Genomic DNA, 14,285 nt, shown 5'->3' with positions numbered 1-14,285 from the left:
GGCGCGGGTTGCTTACGGTTCAGATTGCCATCGCCACCTGCCCCATTCAACGTTTGAAACCCGACAAGAGCTGCACGACTCAAAGACGGCCTAAGCCGCCTTCCCCACCTTCGCATAGGGGTCGAACCGACCGTAAAACGTCTCGCCCTTGGCGGCCATGTCCTTCAGCAGCGGCGTCGGCTTGAAGTGTTTTCCGTAAGTACCTGCTAACTTTTCCGCCAATTCCACGAAAGCCTTCGCACCCATCCCGTCGATATAGCTCAGCGCCCCGCCGGTATAGGGCGCGAAGCCAAAGCCCAGGATCGAGCCGACATCCGCCTCGCGCGGATCGGTGACGATGCCTTCCTCGACTGTGCGGGCAGCTTCCAGCGCGATGGTGACGAGGAAACGCTGTTTGAGGACGTTGACATCAACCTCATCTGCCTGCTTCTGCGGATAGAAGGACTTGAGGTCGGGCCAGAGGGACTTCTTCGCCGGTTTCGGCGGGTAGTCGTAGAAGCCCTTGGAATTCTTGCGGCCGAAACGACCCTCCTTTTCCACCATACTGGAGATGAGATCCATATGCCTGGGGTCGATGGCTTTTTCGCCGAGATCGGCGACCGTCGCCTTGAGGATCTTCAGCGAGAGGTCGATGGCGACCTCGTCGTTCAGCGCCAAGGGACCGACCGGCATGCCGGCCATCTTGGCGGCGTTCTCGATCATGACAGGCGGCACGCCCTCGATCAGCATATCGTAGCTTTCCGACATGTAACGCAGCACGCAGCGATTGACGAAGAAGCCGCGGGTGTCGTTGACGACGATCGGCGTCTTCCTGATGGCTGCAACATAATCGAGAGCGACGGCCAGCGCTTTGTCGCCGGTGTCGCTTCCGAGGATGACCTCGGTCAGCATCATCTTCTCGACAGGGGAGAAGAAGTGGATGCCGATGAAATCGGCCGGGCGTTTCGAATTCTTGGCGAGACCTGAGATCGGCAGGGTCGAGGTATTGGAGGCGAAGATCGCGCCTTCCGGCAGCACGGCTTCGACCGCCTCGATGACCGCTTTCTTCACCTCGCGATCCTCGAACACCGCCTCGATGACGAGATCGGCATTGGCGAGGTCGGCATAATCTGCCGAGGGGGTGATGCGGGAGAGCAATGCGGCTGCCTCATCTTGCGTAAGACGCCCCTTACCGATAGAATCCTTGACCAGGCCTTCGGAGACGGTCTTGCCCTTGGTCGCCGCTTCGATGTCGCGGTCGATCAACGTCACCGGAATGCCGGCGGCGGCGGTGACATAAGCGATCGAGGCGCCCATGAAGCCGGCGCCGACGACGCCGACATGTTTCAGCTCGGTCTTCGCATGACCCGCCGGGCGGCGGGCGCCTTTTCCGAGCTCCTGCATGGAGATGAACAGCGAACGGATCATCGAGAAGGCTTCGCGGGTCTGCAGCACCTCGGTGAAATAACGCTGCTCGATCTTCAGGCCGGTGTCGAAAGGCACCTGCAGACCTTCATAGACGCATTTCAAAATGGCGAGTGCCGCCGGATAATTGCCCGATGTTTCCCGGCGCAGGATTGCCGGAGCTGCCGGCCAGAGCTGGGCGGAAGCCGGCGTCCAGATGCCGCCGCCGGGCGCCTTGAAGCCCTTCTCGTCCCAGGGGGCGACCGGCTTCAGGCCATCCTTGATCATCTGCTTGGCGGCGGGGATGAGCTGATCCGGCTCGACCACCTGGTGCACGAGGTTCATCGCCTTGGCGCGGGAGCCGGTCAGCGACTGGCCGGTCGTCATCATCTGCAGCGCATCCTGGGCGTTCGCCAGCCGCGGCACACGCTGCGTGCCGCCGGCGCCGGGGAAGATACCGACCTTCACTTCGGGCAGCGCGATCTTGACGCTCTTGGCATTGGAGGCGACGCGGCCGTGGCAGGCGAGCGACAGTTCGAAAGCGCCGCCCATGCAGGTGCCGTTGATGGCGGACACCCAGGGCTTGCCCGATATTTCGAGCTTGCGGAACAGGCCACTCATGCGGCCGACCAGACCGAAGAGGTTCTGCACCGCCGTCTCGGGGCTCTTTGCCTTCTCCTCCTGATAAGAACTGAACATCGACTTGATCATCGACAGATCGGCGCCGCCGGAGAAGGAGGACTTGCCCGAAGTGAAGACGACACCCTTGACGGCGGCATCGGCGGTCGTAGCGTCGATGATGGCGTCGAGTTCGGCCATCACCTCGGCGGTGAAGACGTTCATCGATTTGCCAGGCATGTCCCAGGTGACGAGAGCGATGCCATCGGCGTCGGTTTCGAGCGTGAAATTGGTGTAGGTCATTGGGTTTCCTCCCCGATCAGGCCGGCAAATGGCTGCGCTGCGCGTCTAAGGTCTTCGTCTTTTCGGTGACGACATCGCCGGTGTGCTTGGTCAGCGACGGCTCGAAAAGCACGATCCAGCATTCCTCCTCAGCAACAGGATTATGCTCGACACCCCTTGGCACGACATGAAAATCGCCACTCTTGAGATGCACATGCGGGCGGTCGCGATATTCGATGGTCAGCGCTCCCTTCCAGATGAGGAAAAGCTCGTCTTCGTCGCGGTGGGAATGCCAGGCGAGCTGGCCCCTAACCTTGGCGAGCTTGACGCTCTGGCCGTTGAGATCGGCGATGACGCGGGGCGACCAGTGCTCGCTGACCTCGGCATATTCGGTTTCGATCGTGCCGGTGTTGAAGCCCATCGTCAGACCCTCTCGATAACCGTTGCCGTGCCCATGCCGGCGCCGATGCAGAGCGTCACCAACGCGGTGTTGAGGTCGCGGCGTTCAAGCTCGTCCAGCACCGTGCCGAGGATCATCGCGCCGGTGGCGCCGAGCGGATGGCCCATGGCGATGGCGCCGCCATTGACGTTGATCCTGTCATGGTCGATGTCGAATGCCTGCATGTAGCGCAGCACCACGGCAGCGAAGGCCTCGTTCAGTTCGAAGAGGTCGATGTCGGAAAGGCTCATGCCTGATCGTTTCAACAGCTTCTCTGTGACGTCGACGGGCCCGGTCAGCATCAGGGCCGGATCGGAGCCGATGTTGGCGAAAGCCTTGATGCGGGCGCGCGGCTTCTTGCCCATGCTCTGACCGCCGGCTTTGGAGCCGAGCAGGACGACACTGGCGCCATCGACGATGCCGGAGGAATTGCCGGCATGGTGGACATAGTTGATGCGCTCGATCTCCGGATGGGCCTGGATGCCGACGGCCTCGAAGCCGCCCATCTCGCCGGGCATCTGGAAGGACGGATTGAGGGAGGCGAGCGCCTGCATATCGGTGCCGGGACGCATATGCTCATCCTTTGCCAGGATCGTCAGGCCGTTCTGGTCCTTGACCGGGATGACCGACTTGTCGAACCAGCCCTTTTCCCAGGCATGGGCGGCACGCTTCTGGCTCTCGACCGCATAAGCGTCGACATCGGTTCTGCTGAAGCCGTATTTGGTGGCGATCAGATCGGCCGAGACACCTTGCGGCATGAAATAGGCCGGAAAATTCACAGAAGGGTCCATGAACCAGGCGCCGCCGGACATGCCGAGGCCGACGCGGGACATGCTTTCGACGCCGCCGGCAATGACAATATCGTCGGCGCCTTGGGCGATCTTGCCGGCGCCGAAATTGACGGCATCGAGGCCGGAGGCGCAGAAGCGGGAGATCTGCATGCCGGGTGCCTTGGTGGAGTAACCGGCTTCGAAGGCGGCGGCCTTGGGGATGACGGCGCCGGCATCCATGACCGGATCGACGCAGCCCATGATGATGTCGTCGACCGTGGCCGTGTCGAGCCCGTTGCGGTCGCGGATCGCTTCCAGCGTCTTTGCCGCGAGGCGAACGGAGGGCACCTCATGCAGGGCGCCGTCCTTCTTGCCGCGGCCGCGCGGCGTACGCACGTGGTCGTAAATGAAAACCTCGGTCATTGTCTCATCTCCCTGACGGCGCGGCGGCGCCGGTGAATTTCGTTCTTCCCTCTTCTCCCCAGCGGGCCACCTCTGCCTGGGTCGAGCCACCGGTCTCGACCCGTCCTTCGGACCCCCGCTGGGGAGAAGAGGGACACAATCAAAACGCTTCGGCGGCCAGTTCCATCATCGTGTCGGCGCCGGCTTCGATGCGGGCCTTGCGAAGCGCGGTTTCCGGCATCAGGCGTTCCATGAAGAAGCGGGCGGTGACCAGCTTGTTCTTCAGGTACTCCTCGCGGGCGGCATCGCCGGATGCAAGGCCGTCCTCGGCGGCCTTGGCCATCTTCGCCCACATATAGCCGAGAATGACGAGGCCGAAGAGGTGCATGTAGTCGGTCGAGCCGGCGCCGGCATTGTCGGGTTTGGCCATGGCATTCTGCATGAACCACATGGTCGCGCCCTGGGCATCGTTCAAGCCCTTCTTCAGATGCTTGGTGAAGAAGGAGAGCTTTTCGTTGCCGCGGTTCTCCTCGCAGAAATCGCCGATCTCCTTGAAGAGGGCCATCGCGGCGCGGCCGCCGTTCAGCGCCAGCTTGCGGCCGACAAGATCGAGCGCCTGAATGCCGTTGGCGCCCTCATAGATCATGGCGATGCGGGCATCGCGCACATACTGGCTCATGCCGTGCTCTTCGATATAGCCGTGGCCGCCGAAGACCTGCTGGGCCATGACGGCATGATCGAAGCCCTTGTCGGTCATCACGCCCTTAAGGATCGGGGTGACGAGGCCGAGAATATCGTCGGCCGTCTGGCGCTCCTTCTCGTCGCTGGCGCGGTGAGCGATATCGGACTTCAGCGCGGTCCAGAGCAGGAAGGCGCGGCCGGCCTCGTTGAAGGCGCGGATGGTCATCAGTGTGCGGCGAATGTCCGGATGGACGATGATTGGATCGGCCTTCTTGTCGGGCGCCTTGGGGCCGGACAGCGAGCGGCCCTGGATGCGGTCGCGGGCGTAGCTGGCGGCGTTCTGATAGGCGATCTCGGAAATGGCGATGCCCTGCAGGCCGACCATCAGGCGGGCCTCGTTCATCATCACGAACATGGCGTTGAGGCCGCGGTTTTCGGCGCCGATCAGGAAGCCGGTCGCCTCGTCGTAATTCATCACGCAGGTGGCGTTGGCGTGGATGCCCATCTTGTGCTCGATGGCGCCGCAGGAGACAGCGTTGCGGGCGCCCGGTGCGCCGTCCTTGCCGACGAGAAATTTCGGAACGATGAAGAGCGAAATGCCCTTGGTGCCCTCGGGCGCACCCTCGATGCGGGCCAGCACCAGATGAATGATATTGCCGGTCAGGTCGTGCTCGCCGGCGGAGATGAAGATCTTCTGGCCGGAGATCTTGTAACTGCCGTCAGCCTGCGGCACCGCCTTGGTGCGCAGCATGCCGAGATCGGTGCCGCAATGCGGCTCGGTGAGGTTCATGGTGCCGGACCACGTGCCGTCCACCATCTTCGGCAGATAGGTGGCCTTCTGCTCGTCGGAGCCGTGGACGAGGAGTGCGGCGATCGCGCCCTGTGTCAGGCCTGGATACATCATCAGCGACATGTTGGCGGCGGAGGTATATTCGCCGACGGCGGTATGCAGCGTATAGGGAAGCCCCTGCCCGCCGAATTCCTCCGGCACCGCAAGGCCGATCCAGCCGCCTTCGCGATAGGCTTTATAAGCCTCTTTGAAGCCCTTCGGCGTCGAGACGCTGGCATCGTCGTGGCGCGTGCAGCCTTCCTGATCGCCGGAATAGTTCAACGGAAAGAGAGCTTCCTCGGCAACCCTTCCGGCCTCACCGAGGATTGCTTCGATCATATCGGGGGTCGCATCGGCAAAACCCGGCAGATTGTTGTAGCGTTCGAGACCCAGCACGTCGTTCAAGACGAAGAGCGTATCGTTCACCGGGGCCTTGTAGACTGGCATCTCTCAAATTCCTCCCATTCGACTGACCGGATCGCGCCGGCCTTGGGCACTGTCTTACAAAATATTGACGTTTGCGTAAACGTCAAAGTCCGCACTTGTGCCGTCTTTTCTTGAAAAAATTCGAGAGCATGAATCCGCGGGCCATAAAGCGCCGAAAGGAGCAAACGCCATCTCATCTTGCTTGTCCATCGCAACGGAGTCACCGCCGGGCAGTAGCGCAAGTCGTTCGGACTTCCTAAGTCTTTCGGACGATTCATCGAGGAAGACATCATGACCGACTTTCCCTATGAGAGTGCGCTGATCGTCGGCGCGGGCTCCGGCATCAGCGCATCGCTTGCCCGGCAATTGTCGGCGCAGGGCGTCAAGGTCGGGCTCGCCGCCCGCAATATCGAGAAACTGCAAGGGCTCATCGAAGAGACCGGCGCCAGCGCCTTTACAACAGATGTCTCGCAACCTGCGAGCGTCGCAGCACTCTTCGAAGAGGCTGCCGCCGCAATCGGCGGGCCTGACGTGGTGATCTTCAATGCCAGCGCTCGTCAGCGCGGCCCGCTCGCAGAACTCGATCCCGCCGATGTCGAGAAGGCGATTGCGACCTCCGCTTTCGGCGGTTTCCTGGTGGTGCAGCAGGCAGCGCGGCGGATGATCCCGCGCGGCCGCGGCGCCATTCTGATCACCGGCGCGTCGGCAAGCGTGAAGGGCTTTGCGCAATCAGCCCCCTTCGCGATGGGCAAGTTCGCGTTGCGCGGCCTTGCCCAGAGTGCAGCCCGCGAACTCGGGCCGATGGGCATCCATGTCGCGCATTTCGTCATCGACGGCGCGGTGCGCTCGCAGATCCGGCCGGACCGGGTGGAGAAGCCGGATGGCACGCTGCTGCCGGAGGCCATCGCCCAGACCTATATCGACGTGCTTCGCCAGCACCGCAGCGCATGGTCGCTGGAGGTGGAAGTCCGGCCCTGGACGGAGAGCTTCTGAGCTCTTGCTATAGACGGATACAGCAACTTTCGCGGCGGCTTCAAACAGGCTAGACTTTGCCGTCAATGCTGGCTGGGAGGACACCAATGCCGCGCCTCGACCACGTCACCATCGAAACCCGTGATGCCCCCGTCATGATCGGTTTTCTGGAAACCTTGCTCGGCGTCAGGGAAGGCTATCGGCCACCCTTCGCCTCGCCCGGCCATTGGCTCTATCTCGACGAGTGCCCGGTCATTCATCTCAGCCTGACATCACGCAGCACCGATTTTCCGCCCGGCATCTTCAACCACGTCGCCTTCAGCCTTTACGAATTCGAGCCGGCGCTGGAACGCATCAAGGCGACCGGCTATCGCTACGAATATTACGATATTCCCGACACCGATCTCGGCCAGGTCTTCGTCTATGGCCCCGAAGGCGTGAAAATCGAGCTGCAATATCCCAGGCCCGCCTGAGCGCAGCGTCGCCATTCGATGTGACGCGTCCGGGGGCAATTGCCGCCAAAAACGGCGTTTTGAACACAAACGTTAAAAAATTCCCATCGACATTAACGGCTTGTTTACCACGTTTCGTGAAAGGTGCGGATTGAGCAGTAGCGATCCGCATTCCTTTTCCCAGTCTCGCGTTCCCTTAGGATGCCGCTACATCGTTCAGCTTGAGGAAAGTCTAATTGACTATCGTCTTATGAATGGTGCGCTCAGGTCCGCGTAAAGCGGGCAGCAGACGAAAAGCCAAAGATCGAGCTCTGACGAGGGGTCGAGCAGTCGAAGCGAGCAAGAAGATGAACGGATCGCGATCAAATCCTTCCCGACAGTCCGACAGGACCTCGCTCGATGCGCTGAACCGCACGATCGAAGGGCTGGAGGCGCGCATCGAAGGGCTGATGGGCAGCGGGCGCGAACAGCGGCCGCGCACGGCAGCGGCCGAGCGCGATCCTTATGCCGCTTCCCATGCTCCCCGGCCCGCAAAGGCCCCGCCCGAGCCGCGGCCGGATCCGCTCGCCGAAATCCGTCAACGCCAGCGCGCGCTTGAAGCTAGCCGCGAGCGGCCTTATGCACGCGAACAGGCCCCGCAGCTTCGTGAACCTGCGCCTCGCGCCGCTGCCCCAGTGCCGGCGCCGGCCTTGCGCGCCGGCAACGACACGATGACGGAGATCGCCCAGGCGCTCGTCAACCTGCGGCAGGACCTGAAGCGCGACATTTCCGAGGGCGTCACCCGCGAGATGAACGCGTTGCGCGCCGAGCTGCGCGAAATCAAAACAAATGCCGGAGACGGCCGTTTCGCCGACGACATGCGCGCCGATATGGGCCGCCTTGCCCAGAGCATCACCCAACTGACCGGCCGCTCCGTCGCACCGGAGGCCACCGGCCTTCGCGAGGATTTCGAAGAGCTGCGCTCGCTGATGGACGGGCTGGCGCGCGAGGATTCGCTGCGCCATATGGAAAACCGCTGGGACGGTTTCGAAAACCGGCTTGCGGCGCTCGATACCGAGGGGCTGCAGGAAGAGCTCGTTTCGCTCGCCTATCGGCTCGACGACATCAAGCGCCATATCGGCGGCATGGGCGAGAGCCCGGCCGTTCGGGCGCTGGAAGACAAGCTGATCTCGATCGCCACGGCGATGGAGCATTTCGGCAATATGATCCAGCCGCACGACCGGGTGATGTCCGAACAGTTCGCCGCCATGGATATGCGGCTCGACGAGATCAGCCGGGCAATCGCGGCAAGCGGGCGCACGGCCACCACGAATGATCCGGGCCTGATGCAGCGGCTGGAAAATCGGCTGGAGGCGCTGGCCGATCAGATCGACCTGATGAGCCATGATGCGGCCAGCCGCGTGAACCCGGCCGACGAGCTGGCGATGCGGCTGGAGGCGCTGACGGGACGCGTCGAGGAGATGACGAAGGCGGAAGCGACGTCGCGGCTCGACGAACGGCTGGAACATCTCTCCTATCTGCTGGAGCGCACGCAGGAGACGGCGCCGCAGGCCGACCTCACCGGCACGCTTTCCGACATTTCCCGCAAGATCGACGCGCTTGAGAACGGCGCCGTCAACGACGTGCTGGCGCAGCGGCTCGACCATCTTGCCCGGCGTATCGACGAGATGGCCCATCAGCAGCAGGCGCCGGCGCCTGCTGCTGTAGCCGACGACAGCGCCTTCCTGCGTCTCGAAGGACGGCTGAGCGACATTGCCGCCCGCCTGGAGGAAAGCACATCGGCAGCGCCGACCGATCCGCGGGCGCTGAAGAACCTCGAAGACCAGATCGCCAATCTGTCGGCGCTGATGAGCGCGCCGCGCGAGAGCGCTGTAATACCCCCCGAATTCGACCAGCGCATGGGCGCGATCGAAGACTATATGGCGACGAGCGACGAATATATCATCGAGGCCGCACGCCAGGCGGCAGAGGCCGTGGTCGAAGCCTATTCGCGTCATGGCGGCCCGCAGGGTGTCATGCCGGCCGCCGACATGTCGGCGCTGACGGCGCTGGCCGAGGATCTGCGCCACCTCGAGGATCTCAGCCGCGACAGCGAGGAACGCACGCACAAGACTTTCCAGGCGCTGCACGAGACGCTGGTGCATATCGCCGATCGGCTCGACGGCATGGAAGATCGCGGCCGGCCGCTCGCCCAGATGCCGGTCGCCGACGTCGATTTCGATGTCGATCCCTATGCCCTGATGGTGGCCGAAGCCGAGCTGAACAGGACGCCGGCCACTGCCCAGACAGCGAAGGCTTCTCCTGTTATTCGCACGGCCGAGGTCGCCGCCGAACCTGCCGCCCCGGCGCAAGCCACCGCCATGAGCGGAACGAGCGCGATCGCCATCGAAGCCGCGACCAGGACGACGGAAGTTGCGACAGCCGCACGGGCACAGGCCCCGGCGAAGGCCAGCCTGCTCGCCAGCCTCGGCAAGCGGCTGCTGCCCGGCAAGAAAGCCGAGAGCAGGGCGACCGAGCGTCCGATGATCGACCCCGCGCCGTCGATCGATCCCACCGACGTGGTGCCGACGGATGCGGCAAACGAACTGCTCGAGCCGGGCTCGGGCGCGCCTGACGTGAAGAAGATCCTTGAACGGGTTCGCGCCAGCCAGAGTGCGGCACGCGGCAAGCCTGCCGGCGAAACCGATCGCGCCGATTACATCGCTGCTGCGCGCCGTGCGGCACAGGCGGCTGCGATGGAGGTGGATGCCAATCCGAAGCAGGCAGCCGTTAAGGCCGAGAAAAAGGGCGCGAACGCCGACAAGGCCGGCAAGACTTCCGACAAGACGGGCAAGACCAGCGCCTTTTCGCGCTACCGGCGGCCGATCCTGCTGGCCGTCGGCGCCGTGCTGCTCGCCATCATGGCCTTTCCGCTCGCCCGAACGCTGACGAGCGGCGAGCGCGCGCCGCAGCCGCCAGCCGAAGTCTCGGCGCTGACGGGTGCTGCGGAAAACCCGGCGCCGCCCTTGCCTGAAGCGACACCTGCCCAGCCGGATGCCGCCGCTCTCGGAACGACCGCTCCGGCAGCGGAAGCTGTACCGCCCGCCGCCGAACAGGCTCAGCCGGAAGCAACCCCACCTGACGCCGGCGAGCATCTGACCGACGTGGCGCCGCTTGACGGCGAAGGGGCTGCGACCCTTGCCCCTCCCGGTCCGTCGGGCGCGGCACAGGAGACATCGGGCTTCGTTCCGAACGCCCCGGCTGCGGCGGCACCCGCACCGGCCATCACCATTCCCGACACCGTCCAGCCGAAATCGCTTGCCGATGCGGCGAGCAGCGGCGATACGCTGGCGCTGTTCGAGATCGGCGCGCGTTATTCGGACGGCCGCAACGGCATGACGGTCGATCAGAAGCAGGCGGCGAGCTGGTACCAGCTTGCGGCGGATAAGGGCTTTGCGCCCGCGCAATACCGGCTCGGCAGCATGTACGAGAAGGGCAACGGCGTCGAACGCGACATCACCAAGGCGAAGGGCTTCTACGAACAGGCGGCCAACCAGGGCAATGCCAGCGCCATGCACAATCTCGCCGTGCTCTACGCCTCCGGCGCGCTTGGCCAGCAGGATTATGCGACGGCCGCCTCGTGGTTCACCAAGGCAGCGAACCTCGGCATCACCGACAGCCAGTTCAACCTGGCCATCCTCTGCGCCCGCGGCAACGGGGTCCCGGCGGATCTCGAAGAGTCCTACAAGTGGTTTGCGATCGCCGCCAAGGGCGGCGACAAGGATGCGGCGCAGAAGCGCGACGAAGTGGCCAAAGCCATGAAACCCGACCAGCTCGAACGGGCGCGCGCCAAGGCCGATCTCTGGAAACCGGAGCCGGTCGACCACCGCACGAACGCCATCGACATCCCCGACGAATGGGCCGGCACCGGCGCGAAGACGGCGAGCGTCGACATGAAGAAGGCGGTCCGCAACATCCAGGCGATCCTCAACAATAACGGCTTCGACGCCGGCGTGCCGGACGGCGAAATGGGCGCGAAGACCGTGACCGCGATCAAGAACTTCCAGAAGTCGGTCGGCCAGGAGCCGGACGGCAAGGTGACCGATGCGACCGTGAAGGCGCTGCTCGAACGCAACAAGCAGGCCGGCAAAGCGATCTGAGGCGCGTCGCATCGACGCGGGATCGTCTCGACCCTTTCTTCCGGGCAATGAAAAACGCCTGGCGGCACTATGCCGCAAGGCTTTTTCCAATTTTGCCGTCGCCTGTCACAAAACCTGAAAAAAGCCGGATTATGCCGGACATATCGATCCGCGCATTCGGCGAATCCTCTGCCACCGATCTCTCCGCCAATCTCTATGGCTAATCATGGGGCCGATCGAAAGCCTCTGGCAACGATTTCACAGTATGGTGCGCATTCGAACGGGGACGTGACAAGAAACCGCCCGGCAGGAGCGGTCATCATTCGGGGTCGGCTGTGACAATCTATCTGCCCATCGCAGAATTGTCGGTGAACATTTTCATCATTCTCGGCATGGGGGCGGCCGTCGGATTCCTGTCTGGAATGTTCGGCGTCGGCGGCGGCTTTCTGATCACGCCGCTATTGATCTTCTACAACATTCCCCCGGTCGTCGCGGTCGCGACCGGCGCCAACCAGGTTGTGGCGTCGTCGATATCGGGCGCGATCACGCATTTCCGGCGCGGCTCGCTCGACGTCAAGCTCGGCACGGTGCTGCTGGTCGGCGGCCTTACGGGTGCTACGGTCGGCATCTGGATCTTCTCGCTGCTGCGCGCCATCGGCCAGCTCGATCTGATCATCTCGCTGATGTATGTCGTCTTCCTCGGCACAGTCGGCGGACTGATGCTGCTCGAAAGCATCAATGCCATGCGGCGAGCAGCGCGCAACGAGCCACCCGCACCGCGCAAGCCCGGCCACCAGCACTGGGTGCACAAGCTGCCGCTGAAGGTGCGTTTCAAGAAATCGAAGATCTATCTCAGCGTCATTCCGATCGTCGCACTCGGCTTTGCAATCGGCATCCTCACCTCGATCATGGGTGTCGGCGGCGGCTTCATCATGGTGCCGGCGATGATCTACCTGCTGCGCATCCCGACCAATGTGGTCGTCGGCACCTCGCTGTTCCAGATCATCTTCGTGACCGCCTATACGACGATCGTGCAGGCGGCGACGAACTTCTCCGTCGACATCGTGCTTGCCTTCATCCTGATGGTAGCGGGTGTCATCGGGGCACAATACGGCGTGCGCGTCGGCCAAAAACTGCGCGGCGAACAGCTGCGCGCGCTGCTCGGCCTGCTGGTGCTCGCCGTCGGCGTGCGTCTTGCGATCGCGCTGGTGGTGACGCCGGCCGATGTCTATTCGGTGGTGATGGGAGCGGGCAACTGATGCGCCTGCTTGTTTTCGTCATCGCGTTGCTTTGTCTGCTACCGGCGGTGGCCGGAGCGCAGTGGCTGCCGGGGCAGGCAACGGAGGCGGTGCGTGAAGGGCTGGAAATCGGCACGTCGACCAGCGAAATCGCCATCACCTCGGATTTCCACGGCGCGGATTTGACCATCTTCGGAGCGCTCTCGAACACCGACCAGCTACTGCTCGCCGTCGGCCAGTATGATGTGGTCGTGGTGCTGGAAGGCCCGCGCGAGGATGCGACGGTGCGCAAGAAGGAACGCGTCTTCGGCATCTGGGTGAACACCCGCTCGATGACCTTCGAAGCGGTACCGCATTCCTATTCGATGTCGAGCTCGCGCATGATCGACGACATCGTGACGCCGCTTGACCTGACCGATCAGGGGATCGGCATCGACCACATTCCGCTTACGCCGGTCGGCTTCGTCGGCGACGGCAGCAATCTCGGCGAGTTCCGCGAGGCCTTCCGGCGGCTGCAGCAGGGCGGCGGGCTTTATGACCGCAACCCGAGCGGCGTGCGGTTCGTTTCCTCCAACCTCTTCAAGGCGAGCCTGCGCCTGCCGGCAAACATTCCGAACGGGGTGCACAGTGTGCGCGCCTATCTGTTCAAGAGCGGCCTTTTCGTGACCGAGAAATCGCTGCCGCTGCGGGTCATCAAGACCGGCATCGAGCAGACGATCACCGATGCGGCGCATGATCAGCCGATCCTCTACGGCTTTGCGGCCGTGCTGCTCGCCGTGATCACCGGCTGGGGTGCCAGCCTGATCTTCCGCAAGGACTGATCCACAGCCAAGGCGCTCAGGATTTCTTCCCGAAACTAGGCTCGGCAAGACGCTGAGCGCGAAGGCCCGCGGCAGCAGCTGCTTGCCCGAATGTTCTGCTTCAAAAAAACCGCTTGCATTTCGCTATCAGTCGACTTAAATTTCAACCAGTTGTTAAACGCAACCAGTTTTAATGGACGGCAATTCAGAAGGAGGATGGAAATGAGAAAGCTTATCGTCTGGAACCTGATGACGCTCGATGGTTATTTCGAAGGCACGAAGCCGTGGGATATCGACTTCCACAATCTCGCCTGGGGGCCCGAATTGCAGCGCTATGCCGAACAGTTCGGTAGGGAAAGCGATCTGCTGGTCTTCGGCCGCAAGACCTATGAGGGCATGGCCTCCTACTGGCCGACCGCCGAGGGCGAAGGTGAGATCAAAACCTATATGAACGGCATCGCCAAGATCGCCGTGTCGCGGACGATGAGCGAGCCCGGCTGGAACAATGCCCGCGTCGTCAGCGATCCGATCCCCGAATTGACCAGGCTGAAGCAGGAGGATGGCAAGACGATCTTGATCTTCGGCAGCGCCGAGCTTGCCGATAGCCTGCTGAAAGCGGGGCTTATCGACGAAGTCAGGGTTTGCCTGGTGCCGGTGATCCTCGGCGGCGGCAATCCGCTTTTCAAACAGGCAGAGGGCCAGCTGCCGCTGAAGCTCATCGAATCCTCGACAACGGAGGGCGGCGCGGTGATCCTGCGCTACGAGCCCGTCAAGGCGTAGGGATTTTGATGCGATGCCGGCCCGGTGGTCAGGCCAGGGTATCCATCCCTGGCCACACAAGGAGGCAGCCGCGGAAGTTCGCATTCGACTAAAAA

Annotated in this window: 10 protein-coding genes; 6 read left to right on the top strand and 4 right to left on the bottom strand. The window is 63.0% G+C overall.

The window, feature by feature from the left end; all coding sequences use genetic code 11:
* Positions 1-90: 90 nt before the first annotated feature.
* The 4 genes from AC25BC_RS01175 to AC25BC_RS01160 all read right to left on the bottom strand — a co-directional run bounded on the left by AC25BC_RS01175 (position 91) and on the right by AC25BC_RS01160 (position 5,851).
* Complete coding sequence (locus AC25BC_RS01175; protein ID WP_012755969.1) at positions 91-2,304, bottom strand: 3-hydroxyacyl-CoA dehydrogenase NAD-binding domain-containing protein; 2,214 nt, start codon at positions 2,302-2,304, stop codon at positions 91-93.
* 16 nt (positions 2,305-2,320) lie between these two features.
* A complete protein-coding gene (locus AC25BC_RS01170) occupies positions 2,321-2,704 on the bottom strand; it encodes a cupin domain-containing protein (protein ID WP_012755968.1) in 384 nt (127 codons plus the stop codon).
* Positions 2,705-2,706: 2 nt separating this feature from the next.
* Entirely contained in the window at positions 2,707-3,915 is a 1,209-nt protein-coding gene (locus AC25BC_RS01165; protein ID WP_012755967.1) for an acetyl-CoA C-acetyltransferase, read from the bottom strand.
* Positions 3,916-4,054: 139 nt separating this feature from the next.
* A complete protein-coding gene (locus tag AC25BC_RS01160; RefSeq protein ID WP_012755966.1) occupies positions 4,055-5,851 on the bottom strand; it encodes an acyl-CoA dehydrogenase C-terminal domain-containing protein in 1,797 nt (598 codons plus the stop codon).
* A 270-nt stretch (positions 5,852-6,121) separates the two neighbouring features.
* On the opposite strand from AC25BC_RS01160, the gene AC25BC_RS01155 reads away from it, so the two are divergent.
* From AC25BC_RS01155 to AC25BC_RS01130, 6 genes are all read left to right on the top strand, one after another.
* A complete protein-coding gene (locus tag AC25BC_RS01155; protein WP_012755965.1) occupies positions 6,122-6,823 on the top strand; it encodes an SDR family NAD(P)-dependent oxidoreductase in 702 nt (233 codons plus the stop codon).
* Positions 6,824-6,909: 86 nt separating this feature from the next.
* The gene (locus AC25BC_RS01150) at positions 6,910-7,275 is read left to right on the top strand and encodes a VOC family protein (protein ID WP_012755964.1); all 366 of its coding nucleotides are present in this window, start codon (positions 6,910-6,912) and stop codon (positions 7,273-7,275) included.
* 326 nt (positions 7,276-7,601) lie between these two features.
* A complete protein-coding gene (locus AC25BC_RS01145) occupies positions 7,602-11,393 on the top strand; it encodes a peptidoglycan-binding protein (protein ID WP_128439619.1) in 3,792 nt (1,263 codons plus the stop codon).
* A gap of 314 nt (positions 11,394-11,707) precedes the next feature.
* Positions 11,708-12,631 carry a sulfite exporter TauE/SafE family protein gene (locus AC25BC_RS01140; protein WP_003556284.1) on the top strand — a complete coding sequence of 308 codons (924 nt, stop codon included), beginning with the start codon at positions 11,708-11,710 and terminating at the stop codon, positions 12,629-12,631.
* Entirely contained in the window at positions 12,631-13,431 is an 801-nt protein-coding gene (locus AC25BC_RS01135; RefSeq protein ID WP_128408057.1) for a TIGR02186 family protein, read from the top strand. The genes AC25BC_RS01140 and AC25BC_RS01135 overlap by 1 nt, the downstream gene beginning before the upstream one ends.
* Before the next feature lie 201 nt (positions 13,432-13,632).
* Complete coding sequence (locus AC25BC_RS01130; RefSeq protein WP_012755961.1) at positions 13,633-14,190, top strand: dihydrofolate reductase family protein; 558 nt, start codon at positions 13,633-13,635, stop codon at positions 14,188-14,190.
* The last annotated feature ends 95 nt before the right edge of the window (positions 14,191-14,285 follow it).

The sequence above is a fragment of the Rhizobium sp. WSM409 genome (assembly GCF_057653825.1).
This window is presented reverse-complemented; position numbering and strand designations above follow the sequence as displayed.